Source organism: Micromonospora sp. LOL_023 (assembly GCF_048060115.1).
Classification (GTDB): Bacteria; Actinomycetota; Actinomycetes; order Mycobacteriales; family Micromonosporaceae; genus Micromonospora_E.
On record NZ_JBHMIM010000037.1, the window covers coordinates 32,958 to 50,226 of the forward strand.

At 68.9% G+C, this 17,269-nt stretch carries 18 protein-coding genes and 1 tRNA gene; 10 read left to right on the top strand and 9 right to left on the bottom strand.

The window, feature by feature from the left end; genetic code table 11:
• Window position 1: 1 nt before the first annotated feature.
• Both ACFHVL_RS19825 and ACFHVL_RS19830 read right to left on the bottom strand, forming a co-directional pair.
• On the bottom strand, window positions 2-997 hold the full coding sequence (locus ACFHVL_RS19825) for an LLM class flavin-dependent oxidoreductase (RefSeq protein ID WP_416629695.1): 996 nt from the start codon (window positions 995-997) through the stop codon (window positions 2-4).
• Between the two features lie 47 nt (window positions 998-1,044).
• Entirely contained in the window at window positions 1,045-2,892 is a 1,848-nt protein-coding gene (locus tag ACFHVL_RS19830; protein WP_416629696.1) for a carbohydrate-binding module family 20 domain-containing protein, read from the bottom strand.
• Window positions 2,893-3,072: 180 nt separating this feature from the next.
• Here ACFHVL_RS19830 and manD point away from each other — a divergent pair, with 180 nt between their 5' ends.
• On the top strand, window positions 3,073-4,281 hold the full coding sequence (gene manD, locus ACFHVL_RS19835) for a D-mannonate dehydratase ManD (protein ID WP_416629697.1): 1,209 nt from the start codon (window positions 3,073-3,075) through the stop codon (window positions 4,279-4,281).
• Between the two features lie 29 nt (window positions 4,282-4,310).
• On the opposite strand, the gene ACFHVL_RS19840 is transcribed toward manD, so the two are convergent.
• The 5 genes from ACFHVL_RS19840 to ACFHVL_RS19860 form a co-directional block, all read right to left on the bottom strand.
• Window positions 4,311-4,640 carry a hypothetical protein gene (locus ACFHVL_RS19840; protein WP_416629698.1) on the bottom strand — a complete coding sequence of 110 codons (330 nt, stop codon included), beginning with the start codon at window positions 4,638-4,640 and terminating at the stop codon, window positions 4,311-4,313.
• A 225-nt stretch (window positions 4,641-4,865) separates the two neighbouring features.
• Window positions 4,866-6,824: a M48 family metallopeptidase gene (locus tag ACFHVL_RS19845; protein ID WP_416629699.1), complete on the bottom strand. Its 1,959-nt coding sequence runs from the start codon at window positions 6,822-6,824 to the stop codon at window positions 4,866-4,868.
• Window positions 6,825-6,828: 4 nt separating this feature from the next.
• Window positions 6,829-7,362, bottom strand: a complete 534-nt coding sequence (locus tag ACFHVL_RS19850) for a LemA family protein (RefSeq protein WP_416629701.1) — start codon at window positions 7,360-7,362, stop codon at window positions 6,829-6,831.
• 197 nt (window positions 7,363-7,559) lie between these two features.
• Window positions 7,560-7,718 carry a hypothetical protein gene (locus ACFHVL_RS19855; protein ID WP_416629702.1) on the bottom strand — a complete coding sequence of 53 codons (159 nt, stop codon included), beginning with the start codon at window positions 7,716-7,718 and terminating at the stop codon, window positions 7,560-7,562.
• Window positions 7,719-7,897: 179 nt separating this feature from the next.
• Window positions 7,898-7,974 (bottom strand) — tRNA-Leu (locus ACFHVL_RS19860).
• Between the two features lie 105 nt (window positions 7,975-8,079).
• Here ACFHVL_RS19860 and ACFHVL_RS19865 point away from each other — a divergent pair.
• Window positions 8,080-8,697, top strand: coding sequence for an ANTAR domain-containing response regulator (locus ACFHVL_RS19865; protein ID WP_416629704.1), 618 nt, complete (start codon window positions 8,080-8,082; stop codon window positions 8,695-8,697).
• Between the two features lie 75 nt (window positions 8,698-8,772).
• Here ACFHVL_RS19865 and ACFHVL_RS19870 read toward each other — a convergent pair whose 3' ends face one another.
• Both ACFHVL_RS19870 and ACFHVL_RS19875 read right to left on the bottom strand, forming a co-directional pair.
• Entirely contained in the window at window positions 8,773-9,063 is a 291-nt protein-coding gene (locus ACFHVL_RS19870; protein ID WP_416629706.1) for a transposase, read from the bottom strand.
• 111 nt (window positions 9,064-9,174) lie between these two features.
• Entirely contained in the window at window positions 9,175-9,345 is a 171-nt protein-coding gene (locus tag ACFHVL_RS19875; RefSeq protein ID WP_416629708.1) for a hypothetical protein, read from the bottom strand.
• Between the two features lie 313 nt (window positions 9,346-9,658).
• Between ACFHVL_RS19875 and ACFHVL_RS19880 the strand changes: the two genes are divergently transcribed.
• The 8 genes from ACFHVL_RS19880 to ACFHVL_RS19915 all read left to right on the top strand — a co-directional run bounded on the left by ACFHVL_RS19880 (window position 9,659) and on the right by ACFHVL_RS19915 (window position 17,204).
• Window positions 9,659-10,783 (top strand): branched-chain amino acid ABC transporter substrate-binding protein, encoded by a 1,125-nt coding sequence (locus ACFHVL_RS19880; protein WP_416629752.1) that lies wholly within the window; start codon window positions 9,659-9,661, stop codon window positions 10,781-10,783.
• 98 nt (window positions 10,784-10,881) lie between these two features.
• Window positions 10,882-11,832: a branched-chain amino acid ABC transporter permease gene (locus ACFHVL_RS19885; protein ID WP_416629709.1), complete on the top strand. Its 951-nt coding sequence runs from the start codon at window positions 10,882-10,884 to the stop codon at window positions 11,830-11,832.
• Entirely contained in the window at window positions 11,829-12,938 is a 1,110-nt protein-coding gene (locus ACFHVL_RS19890) for a branched-chain amino acid ABC transporter permease (protein ID WP_416629711.1), read from the top strand. The genes ACFHVL_RS19885 and ACFHVL_RS19890 overlap by 4 nt, the downstream gene beginning before the upstream one ends.
• A complete protein-coding gene (locus ACFHVL_RS19895; protein ID WP_416629713.1) occupies window positions 12,931-13,749 on the top strand; it encodes an ABC transporter ATP-binding protein in 819 nt (272 codons plus the stop codon). Before ACFHVL_RS19890 ends, ACFHVL_RS19895 begins: the two co-directional genes overlap by 8 nt.
• Window positions 13,739-14,449, top strand: a complete 711-nt coding sequence (locus ACFHVL_RS19900; protein ID WP_416629715.1) for an ABC transporter ATP-binding protein — start codon at window positions 13,739-13,741, stop codon at window positions 14,447-14,449. The genes ACFHVL_RS19895 and ACFHVL_RS19900 overlap by 11 nt, the downstream gene beginning before the upstream one ends.
• 36 nt (window positions 14,450-14,485) lie before the next feature.
• The gene (locus ACFHVL_RS19905) at window positions 14,486-15,385 is read left to right on the top strand and encodes an ABC transporter substrate-binding protein (RefSeq protein ID WP_416629716.1); all 900 of its coding nucleotides are present in this window, start codon (window positions 14,486-14,488) and stop codon (window positions 15,383-15,385) included.
• 17 nt (window positions 15,386-15,402) lie between these two features.
• Window positions 15,403-16,422, top strand: coding sequence for an amino acid ABC transporter permease (locus ACFHVL_RS19910; RefSeq protein ID WP_416629718.1), 1,020 nt, complete (start codon window positions 15,403-15,405; stop codon window positions 16,420-16,422).
• On the top strand, window positions 16,419-17,204 hold the full coding sequence (locus tag ACFHVL_RS19915; RefSeq protein WP_416629720.1) for an amino acid ABC transporter ATP-binding protein: 786 nt from the start codon (window positions 16,419-16,421) through the stop codon (window positions 17,202-17,204). The genes ACFHVL_RS19910 and ACFHVL_RS19915 overlap by 4 nt, the downstream gene beginning before the upstream one ends.
• Window positions 17,205-17,269 lie beyond the last annotated feature (65 nt).

Genomic DNA, 17,269 nt, shown 5'->3' on the forward strand with positions numbered 1-17,269 from the left:
GCTATTGATCATCATCCGGGTCGGCCACCACCAGTTCGAACGAGCGGGCGCGGTCGTCGATGTCATAGACCAACGTGGTCAACATCAGCTCGTCGGCCTGGGTCTGCTCGCGTAGCGCGGTCAATGCCCTACGGACGGTGGTCGGCGAGCCGATCGCCTGGCCGTCGCGGCGCTGTCGGACGAACTCCCGCTCGAACTCGGTGTACGGGTAGTCCGCAGCCTCCTGCGGGCTGGCCAGCGGCTCGGGCCGTCCGGAGCGCAGCCGCAGAAACGACAGCCCGGCCGGGCCGGACAACCACTCTGCCCGCTCGTCGGTCTCGGCACAGACCACGTTGACGGCCACCATCGCGTACGGCTTGTCCAACCAGACCGAGGGACGGAAGTGCTGCCGGTACAGGGCCAGCGCCGGCAGCGTGTTCGCCGGGCTGAAATGGTGCGCGAAGGAGAACGGCAGGCCGAGGGTGCCGGCGAGCTGGGCGCTGAACCCGCTGGAGCCGAGCAGCCAGATCGCCGGCATCTCGCCCGCGCCCGGCGTGGCGGTGATCGGCCCCGGATCGCCCCGGAAGAAGCCGATCAGGGCGGCCAGCTCCTGCGGGAACGCCTCGGCGTTCAGGCCGGCCATCGTCCGACGTAGCGCCAGTGCCGTGGCCTGATCGGTGCCGGGTGCCCGGCCGATACCCAGGTCGATGCGGCCCGGGTGCAGCGCCTCCAACGTGCCGAACTGCTCGGCGACCACCAGCGGCGGATGGTTGGGCAGCATTACCCCGCCGGAGCCGACCCGGATCGTCGAGGTGGCCGCCGCGAGGTGGGCGAGCAGCACGGGTGGCGCGGCGCTGGCGATGGCCGGCATGTTGTGGTGTTCGGCCACCCAGAACCGGTGGTAGCCGAGCTGTTCGGTCCGGCGGGCGAGTGCGGTGGTGTGTGCCAGCGCCTCGCCGGTGCTACCGGCGGCGGCGACCGGGGCCAGGTCGAGGACGGAGAGCGGTACGTCGATCACACTCCAGCCCAACCCGGCACCCGGCCGCGATCTTCCCGTACGGCGAATCAGCTCCGCCAGGTGTCGCTCAGGGTGACCGTCCCGCTGGCCGGTGCGGTCGCGGTGCGGTTGCCGCCGTTCTCCCAGGTCACCGTTCCGGCGGCGTCGCGGCGCAGATACTTGTAGGCGAACGTGGTGCCGGCCGGCAGGCTGACCGTGCCTCGCCAGACCGGGTAGCTGGCCGACGACAGCGGCACCGCCCGGGCCGGGTCCCAGCCGCCGAGCGTGCTGTGGTCACCGACGACGAAGATGTTCTGCCCCCAGACGGTGCTGGCGGTCACTGCGAACGCGGCCGTGCTGGCTCCGCTCGGCGGCGGCGAGCTGGTCGTGCCACCGGTCGGCGACGGGGCCGGCCCGGCCGGGGCGCCGACGTGGATCGCGACGGCGTCGTTCGCCGGCACGCTGGCGGTGAACCGGCCGGTCGCGTCGACGGTCACGGTCGGCCCGGTGCAGCCGCCGCCCGGCGTCGGATCGCCGTGCTGCACGTCGCAGTAGCTGCCGGCGGGCAACGACGTCTGAAAGGTGCGGGTCAGCGCCGACCCCTCCTTGTTGATCGCCACGTACGCCCGGTCGCCGCGGCCGAACGCGATCTGGTTGTTGCCGTTGTCCCACCAGTTGACGACGCCGGTGCCGTGCGCGGCGGTGCGGAACTTGACCATGTTGGCGATCTGCCGCCACGCGTGCTGGCAGCGCCAGCCATCGGCGTAGCAGGCGACGACGGTGCCGCCGTTGGGTGGGCCGGCGTCGAAGTTGGTGAAGTCGTAGCCGGAGTGCACGTGCGGCGACCCGTAGTTCCAGGCCAGGGTGAAGACGCTGGCCAGGGTGTACGCCGAGCCGTTGGTGTGGTTGAGGGTGTCGCCGCCACGCTCGGTGTCGTGGTTGTCGACGAAGACCCCGGCCCGGTCGCCGGGCAGGTAGCCCCAGGCCGGTCCGATGTCGCGCAGATAGGCGAGCCGTTCGTCGAGGAAGATCCGGCGCAGGTCCCGGGCGTAGCGGAACTCCTGCACGTCGCCGCTGCCGAGGTACTCCTCGGGCTGCACGGCCTCGCCGCCGCCGTGGATGACCTCCTGCACCCAGTAGGCGTTGGGGTTGCTCATCTTCGACCGGATGGCGGCCAGGTCGGTGGCGGCGATGTGCTTGGCCGCGTCGATGCGGAAACCGTCCACGCCGAGGGAGAGCAGGTCCGACAGGTACGCGGCGATCCGGGTCCGTACGTAGTCGCTGCCAGTGTGCAGGTCGGACAGGTCGACGAGCTCGCACTCCTGCACGTCGTAGCGGCTGCGGTAGTCGGCGATCCGGCTGCGGCAGGAGTGGAAGTCCTGCTCCTGGTAGACGCCGGGATAGTTGTACTTGGTGTACGCCGTACCGCCGCTGCCGGTGCCCTGCCCGGCACTCATGTGGTTGACGACGGCGTCGACGATCACCTTCACCCCGGCGCCGTGGCAGGTGTCGATCATCGCCTTGAACGCGGTCCGGTCACCGAGGCGGCCGGCGATGGCGTAGCTGACCGGTTGGTACGCGGTCCACCACTGGCCACCCTGGATGTGTTCCTGTGGCGGGGAGACCTGGACGTAGCCGTAGCCGAGCGGGCCGAGGGTGTCGCGGCACTCGCGGGCGATCGAGTCGAACCGCCAGGAGAACAGTACGGCCGTGACGTCGCGGTCGCCCTGCGGCGCGGCGTCGGCGGCAGTGCTCCGGGTGGTGGCGCCGGCGGTGACCACGGCACCGCTGAGCAGCAGGGTGAGCACGGCGAGGCCGGCGAGCAACCGCCGCCGACGGCGGATGGGGTGTCTACTGGTCGGGGGGCCGGGTCGGGGCTCGGGTGGGCGGCTACCCGGGACGGTGTCGTGGGGCACGGCGGTTCCTCCAAGCGGGTGACGTCCGCAAGCTCCGCCTTCTTTGCTGTAAGAAGTTTGAAACTTGCTGGAAACTCTTGCGGTCAAGTTAGAGATCGATGAACTCCGAGTCAAGAGTTCGGCTAACCTCTGCGGCGTACCGGTGGCAGCCCGCCGCCGTCGACGCGAGGAGTCTGGCTGATGCGGATCGTGGACGCCCGGGTGATCGTGACCTGTCCGGGACGCAACTTCGTCACCCTGAAGATCGTCACTGAAGACGGAGTGACCGGAGTCGGCGACGCCACGCTCAACGGCCGCGAACTCGCCGTCGCCAGCTACCTGCGCGACCACGTCGTACCGACGCTGATCGGGCGCGACGCCGCCCGGATCGAGGACACCTGGCAGTACCTGTACCGGGGCGCCTACTGGCGGCGCGGACCGGTCACGATGAGCGCGATCGCCGCAGTGGACACCGCACTGTGGGACATCAAAGGAAAGGTTGCCGGGCTGCCGGTCTACCAGTTGCTCGGCGGCCGGTGCCGCGACGGCGTCACCGTCTACGGCCACGCCAACGCCGAGACCGTCCCCGAGGTGCTCGCCGAGGTGGCCCGCTACGTCGACCTCGGCTACCGGGCGGTCCGGGTGCAGACCGCCGTCCCGGGCCTGCCAGCCACCTACGGCGTCGGCAAGGACCGGATGTTCTACGAGCCGGCCGACGCCGCTGTCCCCACCGAGACCACCTGGTCCACCGAACGCTACCTGGTCCACACCCCGCAGGTCTTCGCCGCGGTACGCGACGAGTTCGGCCCGCACCTGAAGCTGCTGCACGATGCGCACCACCGGCTCACCCCGATCGAGGCCGCCCGGCTCGGCAAGGACCTGGAGCCGTACCGGCTGACCTGGCTGGAGGACCCGGTCCCGGCCGAGCTGCAGGAGGGCTTCCGGCTGATCCGCCAGCACACCACCACGCCGATCGCCGTCGGCGAGGTCTTCAACTCCATCTTCGACTGCCAGCAGCTGATCAAGGAACAACTGATCGACTACATCCGGACCACGGTGGTACGCGCCGGCGGCATCAGCCACCTGCGCCGGATCTTCGACCTGGCCGCGCTGCACCACGTCCGCAGCGGATCGCACGGCGCCACCGACCTGTCGCCGGTCTGCATGGCGGCGGCGCTGCACGTCGACCTGAGCATCCCCAACTTCGGCCTGCAGGAGTACATGCGGCACACCGAGGCCACCGACGCGGTCTTCCCGCACTCGTATCATTTCGCCGACGGCTACCTGCATCCCGGCGAGGAACCCGGGCTCGGCGTCGACATCGACGAGTCCGCGGCCGCCCGGTACCCGTACCAGCCGGCGTCGCTGCCGGTGAACCGACTCACCGACGGCAGCATGCACAACTGGTGACACCCGCGCGGACCAGCGAAGCGTACGTTTCACCGGTACGGGACGCCCGCGATCCCCGGCCGTGGCGACGAACGCCGCCAGCTCGGCCTGCGCAGCCGCGCCGGACGAGGGTGACCTGGTGGGTGCCCGGGTGCCTCCAGGGCTGCTGCGTTCGCCCGCCGTCGGGGCAGCTCAAGGAACGTGCCGAGGTCGGCGACGTCGGCGACGTACAGCACGCTGTCGGGCAGACTGACGGTACGGCGTACCTTCGCGATCCGTACTTCGGGGCGGAAGCCTATCGCCAGGATGGCGTCGTGCATCTGCCCCCGGTAGACCACCGCCGTCTCGAGGCCGGTGCCCGCATCGCTTCCGCTCTTCATCCGCCAACATCGAGGTGAGGCTGAGAGACCCTAAAACGCAGACGTAAGGTATCTCAGCCTCACCTCGATGAGGCGCTGCGCGGCCTGCGACAGCCGGCAAGCCGGTCAAAGCAGCGGCCCGACGACAGCCCTCGGCTCAGCCGACGCGCAGGGCGGCGGTAACCCCGCCAACTCCCGCAGGGCTCCTGTCTCTGCGTCCGCGCCCAGGCCGGCTGCGTGTGCTGGTCAGGCCGGTACCGGCACCGGCAGCGGCGGCAGCGGGCTGTGCAGGATCAGGCAGATGGTCCGCAGCAGCTCGATCTCCGGGACGGTCATCACGCCGTCGTGGCTGATCACGGCGACGGCGCCGGTGACCAGCCGGGCCTTTTCCGCCGGCCGCAGCCCGTCGAGCTGCGGCCAGGCCGACTCCAACTCCAGCACACCGTTGGCCGGTGCGGAGAACCGTACGTCGGACTGGGGGAGGGTCTGCGCCGTACCGGCGGCGAAGGCCCGCTCGGCGGTGGCCGGGTCCGGGTGCCCGGCCTGGGCGAGGACGCTGAACAGCGTCCCCACCTCCCGTCGCGCGCCGCGTAACGTACCCCGGCCGTTGCCCGACCGCGACGAGGGCGTGAGCGACTCCCGAAGCTCGTCGCCGACCAGCCGGGACAGGCAGTATTCGAAGACGCTGATCCGTCCGTCGGCCCGGACCAGGGTGGCCATCGCGTCGGCGACCGCGTCCCGCTCGGCCGGCGGGCGGGCGGTCAACGCCGGGAAGGCGACCTCGGCCAGCGGCAGCCGCAGTAGCGGATGCAGCCCGGCGGTGGCGTGACCGGCCTGCCAGGTCGTGTCGGCGAGCGCCTTGCCGTGCCGTTCGAAGATCTCCGCGTGCTGCCGGGCGCGCACCTGCGGATCGGCCGACAACAGCAGCCCGAGGATCAACGGGACCACGGCGTCCGGCCGGTGCGCCTGATCCAGCAGCGCCGACGGGATTCGGGAGAGCAGGTCGGCGGCGTGCGGGTAGGCGGCCGGCGGTGTGGCGCCGATCCGGTCGAGGACCTCCGCCGGATCGACCCGGACCCGGGCGTCGGCGTCGGGCAGGGCACCGTTGCCGGTCGGGCCGTCTCCGGTGGCTCGGGGTGCCCGGTCTCCGGTGAGCCCGAGGGCTCGGTCTTCGGCCAGGCCGGACGGCGGTGCCGCCGCCCAGCGCTGAGACAGCGCGGCCAACTCGGCCGGGTCGAAGCTGGGGTCGAGCGCCTTGATCCGTTCCGGTAGCGGCGGGTGCGTGGCGAACAGCGCCGACAGCCGTGCTCCGGAGCCGAAGAGCATGTGGCCGACCTCTTCGGACTTCGGGTTCGCCAGCTTCGACCCGGCCGGCAGCCCGCCGATCTTCTTCAACGCGCCGGCCAGCCCGGCGGTCTGCCGGGTGAACTGCACGGCCGAGGCGTCCGCCAGGTACTCGCGCTGGCGGGACACCGACGCCTTGATCAGCCGACCGACCAGCACTCCGATGTAGCCGGCGGCCACCATGGCCAGCCCGATCAGCGGCAGCGGGTTGCCGCCCTTGTTGTCACCACGGGAGCGTCCGCCGCTGACGAAGCCGGTGCGCAGCAGCCCGCGCCCGATCACCGCCAGGAACAGGATGCCGAAGAGCAGGCCCATCAGCCGGATGTTGAGCCGCATGTCGCCGTTGACGACATGGCTGAACTCGTGCGCGATGACGCCCTGCAACTCGTCACGATTGAGCCGCTCCAGGGTGCCCCGGGTCACCGCGATGGCCGCGTCCGAGGTGGACCAGCCGGCGGCGAAGGCGTTGATCCCCTCCTCGTGCGGCAGCAGGTAGACCTCGGGCACCGGTACGCCGGACGCGATGGAGATTTCCTCGACCACGTTGCGCAGCCGGCGCAGCTGCGGATCGGTGGTGTCCGGCGGCACCAGCACCCCGCCCAGTTCACGGGCGACCCGGCCGCCGCCCCCGCGCAGCGTGACGGTCCGGAACAGCGCGGCCAGGCCGATAACCGCGACGGTCAGCAGGCTGGTGACCGTCAGCAGCCCGGCGAGCTGGGCCGGAGGCATCGAGGCACCGTCGAAGACGACGACCGCGGCGAGGGCCACGACGGCGACGATGCCGATGACGGCGACCACGAAGAGTCCGACCAGGCGGGCGGAGACCCGTCGCACCTGGCGTTGACGTTCGAAGAAGTTCATCTCGTCAGAAGTTCACCTGGGGGGCCTGCCGCTGCTGCGGATCCTCGACCTCGAACGGTGCGGCCGGGCCGAAGGAAAACATGTTCGCCACCATGCTGCCGGGGAACCGCTCCCGCTTGTTGTTGTAGTTCATGACGGCGTCGTTGTACGCCTGCCGGGCGAAGGCGACCCGGTTCTCGGTGGAGGTCAGCTCCTCGGTCAGCTGCATCATGTTCTGGTTGGCCTTGAGGTCCGGGTACGCCTCGGAGAGCGCGAAGAGCCGGCCCAGGCTCTGGGTCAGCATGTTCTCCGCGCCGGCGAGCTGCTGCATCGCGGCCGGGTCGCCGGGGTTGCCGGTGGCGGCGGACTGGGCGTTGACGGCCCCGCTACGGGCGGCGATCACCGCTTCGAGCGTCTCGCGCTCGTGCTTCATGTACCCCTTGGCGACCTCGACGAGGTTGGGAATGAGGTCGTGTCGGCGGGTCAACTGGACGTCGATCTGGGAGAACGCGTTGCGGAACGCGTTGCGCGCGGTGACCAGGCCGTTGTAAACAGCCACGCCGTATCCGGCAAAAGCCACCACAACTATAGATATCAGGCAAAACAGTGCAATGACTAGTTCCATCTTCCCTGCTCTCCGCTGTGCCGGCAGCAGTGGCAACGCGCCGCCGGACCCTGTCGGCCGGCCCGAGCGTACGCCACCTGCTCAACCAGCGACCGGCGATCGAGGCGGGGCCAGGCCGCTTCGACCACCGGTCAGACGCGGGTGCGGCCCCGGTCGACCAGGCCCAGCGCGAGTACCACCGCGAGGCCGACCAGACCGATGACCAACAGGATCCGGAGGGCTTCCAGGATCGCGCCGAGCAGCAGCAGTACTGCCGCGACGATGCCGACGACGATGAGCAGGGTACGCATGAAGGCCTCCCGGTCCGAGGGGTGCGCGGTCTCGAACCAGCCTTCCCGTCCGGCGTCAGGTTGAACCTCGGACCCGGCTACCGGGCATCGTCGACTCCGGACAACTCGACAGGCTGTCTTCCCGCCGGACGGGTGGGTGGCCCTGACCGCAGAACCGCTGTCAGGGCGCTCCAGGTGGGTGGTGCCCCCGGTGGGATTCGAACCCACACTGTCGGAGGTTTGAGCTCCGCCTCTCTACCGGTTGGAGTACGGGGACCTTTGTCGGGTCTGGGGCCTGGCTGTGCCAAGCCTACCTACTACGCTGAAGGCGGTGACACCCAACCCGGTGGGTGTCGGGTGGCAAGTGTGGGGGTAGGGGTTCGTGGCCGACACGCAGGCGGGTGCCGAGCGCAGGCGGGTACTGATCGCAGAGGACGAGGCACTGATCCGGCTCGATCTGGCGGAGATGCTCGTCGAGGAGGGCTACGACGTCGTCGGGGAGGCCGGCGACGGTGAGACGGCGGTGCGACTCGCCGAGGAACTCAAGCCCGACCTGGTGATCCTCGACATCAAGATGCCAATCATGGATGGCCTGGCGGCGGCCGAGCGGATCGCGGGCGGGCGGATCGCCCCGGTGGTGATCCTCACCGCCTTCAGCCAGCGTGATCTGGTGGAGCGGGCGCGGGCGGCTGGCGCGATGGCGTACCTGGTGAAGCCGTTCCAGAAGAGCGACCTGGTGCCGGCGATCGAGATCGCCCTGTCCCGGTACAGCGAGGTCGCCGCGCTGGAGTCCGAGGTCGCCGGGTTGACCGACCGGCTGGAGACCCGCAAGGTCGTCGAGCGGGCCAAGGGCATGCTGATGACCTCGTACGGCATGACGGAACCGCAGGCGTTCAAGTGGATTCAGCGGATGGCGATGGACCATCGGATGACGATGCGCGACGTCGCGGAGCGGATCCTGGCCGAAACCCCTGGTGACAACCCGACGCCGCCGGCGTAGTGACCGCCCCGCCGATCGCCGTCCAGCGATCGGCGGTAGCTCGCTGCAGAGGTTGAAAGGTTGACGTCTGCTCGGTCATGGTGGTTCTGGATCGAGGGTCAATCCGGTGTAGGCGAGGAAGCCCGCGAGCAGGTCGGGTTGCTGCTGGCACGCGCGTAGCCGTTGCCTGACGAGGTCAGCGAGGTGGTCGACGCCGTGGACGGCGATGTTGGCGATCCCGCGTTTCGTCCACGCCCCGACGCCCTCGGTCGGGTTGAGGTCCGGCGCGTAGGTGGGCAGCCGTACGACCGTCAGCCAGTCACGGGCCGCGATGAGGGCACGCATCCGCAGGCTGACGTGCGTGTTCAGGTCGTCCCGGACCAGCACGGTCGGCGCGGCGAGGCGCTGATGGACCTGTCGAGGAACGCGAGGTAGTCGTCCTCGCTGAAACTGCCGCGTTCACCTGCCCGCCCACGGTGCAGCCGGACACGCGCCACATCAACCGTCCACGCTGTCGAGGTCGCAGGCAGACCTCACCGCCGTCGCCGCCCACACCGACTGCTCCGAAACCCGCAGCTCAGGTGCGAACTCTGCGGTCGGCCGGTCCTCGACGAACATGGCCACGGCCCGTTCCTGGACCGCTTGCCGCCGCGCATCGACCCGGATCACGCCGACAAGCCGACGAACATCAACCCTTCAAGCTCTGTAGCTGCCTGACCAGAGAGAACGTGCCCGGTCGAGGCGTCGTGTTACAGCCGAGGGAGTTCCGGGATCGCCGTACGTAACGTTTTCGTCAACGGCCCTTCTCTGACCTTACGGGGTGCCCGGAAGGTGGGATAGCGTCCCGCCCCAAGGCCGGCATAGCGGCCGGGTGCGTGCTTCCCGCAAGAGCCAATCGGCAGTGGGTGGTTCGGGCCAATTGGATCTAGGAGGGTTTCGAGCCTTGAAGCGTAATCTTGTCCGCCTGCTCGGCGGCGTCGCCATGGCGGCGCTCGTCGCGAGCGGCGCCGCCTGCAGCAGCGGCGACGGCGACACCACGGAAGCTGGCGGCGATGGGTGTGGTTACAAGATCGCCTTTTTCGGGGCGCTGACCGGTCCTTCGGCGGCGCTGGGCATCAACGAGCGCAACGGTGCCGCGCTCGCGGTGGAGCAGTACAACGAGGAGAACCCGGACTGCACCGTCGAGCTGGTCGGCCTGGACTCGCAGGGCAGCCCGGACCAGGCGCCCGGTCTGGCCCAGCGCGCCATCGACGACGAGAAGATGCTCGGCATCGTCGGCCCGGCGTACTCGGGTGAGTCGGAGGCGGCCGGTCCGCTGTTCGCCGAGGCCGGTCTGGTCACCATCACCCCGTCGGCGACCCGGCCGAGCCTGGCCGAGCAGGGTTGGCCGACCTTCTTCCGGGGCGTCGGCAACGACCTGAGCCAGGGCCCGGGCGCCGGCATCTACCTGCGCGACGTGTTGGGTGCCAAGAAGGTCTTCGTCATCGACGACCAGTCGGCGTACGGTGCCGGTCTGGCCGACGAGGTCAAGAACCTTCTCGGTGACCTGGTTGTCGACTCCGACAAGGTCCAGGGCGAGGGCAAGCAGGTCGACTTCTCCGCCACCGTGACGAAGGTGCGCTCCGCCGACGTGGATGCAATCTTCTTCGGTGGGTACTACCAGGAGGCCGGTCTGATCCGCAAGCAGCTCACTGACGCCGGCATCACCGCCGTCATGGTCGCCGGCGACGGCGTCAACGACAATGCGTTCATCGACTCCGCCGGCGCGGCCGCGGCTGAGGGCACCATCCTCACCTGCCCGTGCCAGCCGGCCACCGAGGCTCGGGGAAGCTTCGCCGCCGACTTCGAGGCGCTGCACGGCACCTTGCCGGGCACCTACAGCGACACCGCCTACGACGCGGCGCACATCCTGCTCGAAGGCATCGGCGAGGGCAACACCACCCGTAAGTCCCTGCTCAAGTTCGTGAAGGGCTACGAGGGCGAAGGCGTCGCGGCCAACTACAAGTTCGACGACAAGGGTGAGCTCGACGCGGCCCAGGTCGTGGTCTGGGCGTTCAAGGTTGTCAACGGTGAGGTCGTGCCGGACCAGGAGATCCCCAAGTCCTGATTTGTTCGAATCGGCAGTTCAGCTTTTAGCGGGTGCGGCCGGGAGCTCGCTCCCGGCCGCATCCGACTCTTTTCCCAGCCCTCGATGGAGCACCCTCCTTGAATGTCAATGGATTGCTCTCGAACTTCGGAGAGCTCACCGTTACCGGCTTGACCCAGGGTGCCATCTATGCCTTGGTCGCGCTAGGTTACACACTGGTCTACGGCGTACTGCGACTCATCAACTTCGCCCACTCCGAGGTCTTCATCGCCGGTGCCTTCGCCGCGCTGTGGACCTGGACAGCTCTCGGACTCACCCAGAACTCCGAGGTCAGCGGGGTCGGCTCGATCATCTTCTATCTGCTGATCGCGCTGGTTGTGGCCGCGATAGCTTCGGCGGCCACCGCGACCCTGATCGAACGGGTGGCGTACCGGCCACTGCGCCAACGCAACGCCCCGCCGTTGGCATTCCTGATCACCGCCATCGGTGCCTCGATCGTGCTGGCCGAGGCGTTCGGCATCTACACCCGCCGGTTGCCACAGGGTCTACCGACGATCGTAAGCAACGTCCCGTTGTTCGAGATCGCCGATGTGCCGATCACCATGGTGCAGCTGCTGACCGTGGGTGCGGCCCTGGTGATGATGGTCGGCCTGGACTTTTTCATCAACCGCAGCCGGGTCGGTCGGGGTGTCCGGGCGGTCGCCCAGGACCCGAACACCGCTGCCCTGATGGGGGTCAACAAGGACCGGGTCATCATGACCATCTTCATCCTGGGCGGTGTGATGGCCGGTGTCGCCGGCGTGCTCTTCAACGTACGGATCGGCGTGCTGACCTACAGCGTGGGCTTCCTGCTCGGGCTCAAGGCCTTCACCGCCGCGGTGCTCGGTGGGATCGGTAATCTGCGTGGCGCGTTGCTCGGCGGTCTCCTGCTCGGTGTCGTCGAGAACTACGCGTCCGGACTCTTCGGTACGCAGTGGAAAGACTTTGCTGCCTTCGCCGTCCTGGTCATCCTGCTGATGTTCCGGCCGACCGGTCTGCTCGGCGAGTCACTGGGGAGGGCACGGGTATGACAGGCATACGAGCCAAGCTGCACCATGCGCGTGGCGAGTTCTCCGACCGCTGGCACCACATGCCGAAGTGGGCCCGTTGGGCGCTGATCGCCGCTGTGGTGGTGTTCTTCTACGCGCTGCCGAACAAGGAGTTCTACCAGTACCTCGGACCGATCCCGACCACCGAGTCGAACTTCGCCCAGGTGCTGTTCACCGTCTCCATCTACGTGCTGCTGGCGGTCGGGCTCAACATCGTGGTTGGCTTTACCGGCCTGCTGGACCTCGGCTACTTCGGGTTCTTCGCGGTCGGTGCCTACACCGTCGCGGTGCTCACCTCGCCCAGCAGCGATCTCAAGACGCTGTGGCCGTGGCTGGCGGCGGTGCCGCTGGCGATCGGCATCACAATGATCTCCGGTCTGCTGCTCGGTACCCCGACCTTGCGGTTGCGCGGCGACTACCTGGCGATCGTCACCCTCGGTTTCGCCGAGATGATCCGGATCGCCGCGGTGAGCTCCGAGTTCCTCAAGGGCCAGCGGGGCCTCAACCAGATTCCGCACCCGCCGGGCGAGTTCGCCGACGGCGAACCGGTCTTCGGGGTTCTCGATGCCCGTCCGTACTACTGGCTGGTCCTCACCCTGATCATCGTCGTGGTGATCCTGGTCGGCAACCTCAGCCGTAGTCGGGTCGGCCGGGCCTGGATCTCGATCCGTGAGGACGAGGACGCCGCCCAGTTGATGGGCGTGCCGACGTTCAAGTTCAAGCTGTGGGCGTTCGCCATGGGCGCGGCGATCGGCGGGCTCGCCGGGGCGCTGTTCGCTGGCAAACAGAACTTTGTCAGCTCGCAGAACTTCGAACTGCTCAACTCGATCATCATCCTGGCTGCGGTGATCCTCGGCGGCTCCGGCAACATCGTCGGCGCGATCGTTGGTGGCGGCCTGGTCGCGTACCTGATCGAACGTTTCCGCGGCATCGAGCTGTTCGGTGTCGAACTCTACGAGTACCGGTTCCTGGTCTTCGGCCTGACCCTCGTGATCATGATGATCTTCCGGCCGCAGGGCCTGATCGCCAACAGACGCAGAGCCGCCGAATTCAAGGATCGCCGCAAGGAGGTGATCGTCGGTGGTTGATCCGACGACCGAGACCAGCCCGCCGACCAGCCCGACCCGGGAGCCGCTGCTGGAGGTCGACCATGTCACGCTGCGCTTCGGCGGTGTGGTGGCCCTCAACGACGTGGACTTCACCCTGTACAAGGGCGAGATCCTCGGCCTGATCGGTCCGAACGGGGCCGGCAAGACGACCTGCTTCAACGCGATGACCGGTATCTACCAGCCCACCGAGGGTGAGATCCGGTTCCGCGGCCAGCGGATCGTCGGCAAGAAGCGTCACCAGATCACCAAGATGGGCATGGCCCGGACGTTCCAGAACATCCGGCTCTTCCCGGAGATGACCGCGCTGGAGAACGTCCAGGTCGGTGCCGACGCCCATCACAAGACCAGCGTCATCTCCGCGATGCTGCGGCTGCCGCGACACTGGCGCGAGGAGCGTGACGGCCGGGAGAAGGCCCGTGCGCTGCTGGACTTCGTGGGGATCGGCCCGCGGATCGACGAGATGGCCCGCAACCTGTCGTACGGCGAACAGCGGCGCCTGGAAATTGCCCGGGCGTTGGCGACCGATCCGGTACTGCTCTGCCTGGACGAGCCGGCGGCCGGATTCAACCCGGCGGAGAAGGAGGAGCTGCTCCAGCTGATCCGCCAGATCCGTGACCGGGGCGTCACCGTGCTGCTGATCGAGCACGACATGCGCCTGGTCATGGGGGTGACCGACCGGATCGTGGTGTTGGAGTTCGGAAAGAAGATTGCCGACGGGCTGCCCGCCGATGTGCGGGACGACCACCGGGTGATCGCCGCCTACCTGGGAGTGCCGGACGATGCTGCTTGAGATCGAGGACGTCAGCCTGCTCTACGGGCGGATCCAGGCGCTGCACGGCATCAGCCTGACGGTCGACGAGGGCGAGATCGTCGCCCTGATCGGCGCCAACGGCGCCGGCAAGTCCACCACCATGCGGGCGATTTCCGGGATCCGGCCAATCGCCGCCGGCAAGATCACCTTCGAGGGCGAGGACATCTCCAAGCTCCGGGCCGACCTGCGGGTACGCCGTGGGCTCTGCCAGGCACCGGAAGGCCGGGGGATCTTCCCCGGTATGACGGTGCTGGAGAACCTGGACATGGGGGCGTACACCCGACGCGACCGGGCCGGCATCGCCGCCGACCTGGAACGGGTCCTAGGTCTGTTCCCCCGGCTGGCCGAGCGGAGCAAGCAGCACGGCGGCACCCTGTCCGGTGGCGAGCAGCAGATGCTCGCCGTCGGCCGGGCGCTGATGAGCCGGCCGAAGCTGCTGCTGCTCGACGAGCCCTCGATGGGGCTCGCACCGATGCTGATCCAGCAGATCTTCGACATCATCGTGGAGATCAACCAGCAGGGCACCACCGTCCTGCTGGTCGAGCAGAACGCCCAGCAGGCGCTGTCGCGCGCCCACCGGGCGTACGTGCTGGAGACTGGCCGGATCGTCAAGGCCGGCACCGGCGCGGAACTGCTGCACGACCCGGCCGTCAAGGAGGCGTACCTGGGTGTCGCCTGACCCGGCACCGGTACGACCCGACCCCTCGGAGGAATCGTGACAATCGCCCATCAGCGTACCCGGCGGGCTGCCGCCGGGGTGCTCGGCGCGCTCGCTCTCGTGCTCACCCTCGGTGCCTGCGGCGAGCAGGACAGCGTCGAGCAACCGGGCGGCGGCGCGCCGAGCGCCGCACCGGACGACGACCTGGCCGCGCTCGTCCCGGACGAGATCAAGGCCGACGGCAAGATCCTGGTCGGGGTCGATGCGACCTACGCCCCGGCGGAGTTCCTCGACACCGACGGCGCCACCGTGGTCGGTTTCGACGTCGACCTGTTCAACACGGTCGCCGGCAAGCTCGGCCTGACCACCGAGTACGTGCCGAGCCAGTTCGACGACATCCTCCCCGGGGTGATGTCCGGCAAGTACGAGATCGGGGTCTCCTCGTTCACCATCAACGACGAGCGCAAAGCTCAGGTGAACTTGGTGTCCTACTTCGCGGCCGGCACCCAGTGGGCGTCGCGCACCGGCGAACCGGTCGACCCGGACGCCGCCTGCGGCAAGCGGGTGGCGGTGCAGGCCGGCACGGTGCAGGTGGAGGACATCGAGGCCCGGTCGGCGGCCTGCACCGCCGCCGGCGACCCCGAGATCACCATCGAACAGTTCCAGGGCCAGGACCAGGCGACCGCCTCGGTGGTCTCCGCCAAGAACGATGCGATGCTGGCCGACTCGCCGGTCTGCGCGTACGCGGTGCAGCAGACCAATGGGGAGCTGGAGCTGTCCGGCGACATCTACGACTCTGCCCCGTACGGCTACGTGGTGGCCAAGGAGCAGGTCGAGTTCGCCGAGGCGGTGGCCCAGGCGCTCGCAGCGGTCATCGCCGATGGCAGCTACGAGCAGGCGCTGGGCAACTGGGGCGTCGAGGCGGGCGGGATCACCGACCCGGCCGTGAATCCCTGAGTAGCAGCTGCTGACCGATGTCTGCGGACAACCCCTCATCCGTCCCGGACGGCGTCGAGCCGTCCGGGACGGACCAGGCCCAGGCCAAGCCAGCCGGGACGGTGGGCCGGCCCGGCTCCGAGCCCGCCGGGGCACTCCGGACCCGCCCGGAGCCGATCAAGGCGGTGCCGGTGCGCCGGCCGGGCCGCTGGGTGGCGATCGGCGTCCTCGCCGTGCTCGCCGCGATGTTCATCCACCTGCTGGTCACCAACGACCGGTTTCAGTGGTCGTTCATGGTCGACAACATGTTCCGGCCGCCGATCGTCGAAGGCGTCCGGACCACCATCACGATGACGCTGCTCGCCATGGTGATCGGCATCGCCCTCGGTGTCGTGGTCGCCGTGATGCGGCTGTCCGGAAACCCGATCCTGGCCGGGGTCGCCTGGCTGTACACCTGGTTCTTCCGGGCGGTGCCCCGGGTGGTGCTGCTGGTGCTCTTCGGCAACCTCGGCATCCTCTGGGATCGGCTGGAATTCGGGCTGCCGTTCGACCGTCAGCTCGGTGCCCTGTTCGGCGTCACCAATTTCGAGGCCCGGATCTGGGGCTTCGACGCGCGGACGGCGATCAGTGGCTTCGTCGCCGGGCTGCTCGGGTTGGCGCTGTCCGAGGCGGCGTACATGGCGGAGATCGTCCGCGCCGGTATCCAGTCGGTCGACCCGGGTCAGGCCGAGGCCTGTGCCGCGCTCGGCATGAGGCAGGGGCTGACGCTGCGCCGGGTGGTGTTGCCGCAGGCGATGCGGGTGATCGTGCCGCCGACCGGAAACGAGACGACCGCCATGCTCAAGGACACCTCGTTGCTGGCTTTCGTACCGGTCACCAACGAGTTGTTCTTCCAACTGTCGGCGGTCGGTTCCCGTACCTTCCAGGTGTTCCCGATGCTGGTCGCCGCGTGCCTGTGGTATCTGGCGCTGACCAGCGTGTTGACGGTCGGCCAGTCGTTCCTCGAACGGCGGTTCTCCCGCGGTTCCGCCGCCGCGGCCAGCGGAGGTACGCGATGACCGCGCCGGCCGCCGGGCCCGACGACCAGATGGTGTACGCCGAGAACGTGCACAAGTCGTTCGGGTCGCTCGACGTGCTCAACGGGGTGGACCTGGCGGTGCGCCCCGGTGAGGTGTGCTGCGTGATCGGGCCGTCCGGGTCCGGAAAGTCGACCTTCCTGCGCTGTATCAACCATCTGGAGAAGATCGACGGCGGTCGGATCTGGGTGGACGGGTCGCTGGTCGGCTACCGCGAGCGGGGCGGCAAGCTGCACGAACTGCCGGACCGGGAGGTGGCCGCGCAGCGGCAGGCGATCGGCATGGTGTTCCAGCGGTTCAACCTCTTCCCGCACATGAGCGCTCTGGCCAACGTGATGGAGGCCCCGCTACGGGTCCGCCGGCAGCCGAAGGCCGCGGTCCGCGAGCAGGCGCTGGCGCTGCTGGACCGGGTCGGCCTGGCCGACAAGGCGCAAGCCTATCCGGGGCGGCTCTCCGGCGGTCAGCAGCAGCGGGTGGCGATCGCCCGCGCGTTGGCCATGCGGCCGAAGCTGATGCTCTTCGACGAGCCGACCAGCGCGCTGGATCCGGAGCTGGTCGGTGAGGTGCTGGACGTGATGCGGGACCTGGCCCGCGACGGGATGACGATGATCGTGGTGACCCACGAGATCGGCTTCGCTCGGGAGGTCGGCGACTCGTTGATCTTCATGGACGGCGGGGTGGTGGTTGAGGCCGGCGAGCCCCGGCAGGTCCTCGTCGACCCACGGCACGAACGCACTCGGGCATTCCTCAGTAAGGTCCTCTGAGCTGGCGGGCAGAACCCGGCCGCGAGCCGCCGGGGGCGCTGTCACACCCCACGACTAGAGTCGCT